The organism is Pseudomonas sp. EA_65y_Pfl1_P113 (assembly GCF_963970525.1).
In the GTDB taxonomy this organism is placed as follows: Bacteria; Pseudomonadota; Gammaproteobacteria; order Pseudomonadales; family Pseudomonadaceae; genus Aquipseudomonas; species Aquipseudomonas tritici.
On sequence record NZ_CAXAQM010000220.1, the window covers coordinates 1 to 627 of the forward strand.

At 59.5% G+C, this 627-nt stretch carries 1 protein-coding gene; it reads left to right on the forward strand.

Annotated elements, in window-relative coordinates; all coding sequences use genetic code 11:
• Positions 1–627 (forward strand): TolC family protein (locus AACY52_RS29235; RefSeq protein WP_339561207.1); only part of this gene is annotated, 627 nt, incomplete at both ends.

Sequence of the window (627 nt, forward strand, 5' to 3'; positions counted from 1 at the left end):
CCCCGAACCCGACAATTTCCCTCTCCCGGATAAGTGGCGACGGCGCGAACGAAATCTCGCGCCAAGTCATTGGCGATATCCTCGCGTTGGCCACGCTGCCGTTTCGTACCGAAATCGCGCGAGAACGCTTCCATCAAGCTCAATTGCGAGCAGCTCTTGAGACGTTGCGTCTCGCTGCTGAGGTGCGGCGGGCGTACTATCAGGCGGTCGGGACCAACGAGTTGGTCGGACTCTTGACAGAGACGAAAACCACCGCGGAAACCATCGCTCAACTTGCGGAAAAACTTGGGCAAACCGGCTCGCTCAACAAGCTGGACCAGGCACGCGAGCAGGTATTTTACGCGGAAATCACGGCCGATCTTGCCACTGCACGGCAACAGGCGACGTCCGCGCGGGAGCGCCTCGCGCGACTGCTTGGCGTTTGGGATGGTCAGCTTGATTTCAAGGTACCGAGATCTCTGCCGACCCTGCCGCGCAGTCCGAAGTCGCTGCCGAATATCGAAGTGGAGGCCGTCAGTCACCGCATCGATCTTCAGATGGCTCGGATCGAGCTTGATCTCCTGGCGAGAGCGCTGAATCTGACCGAAGCAACCCGCTTCGTCAACTTGCTCGATCTTGCGGGGATCT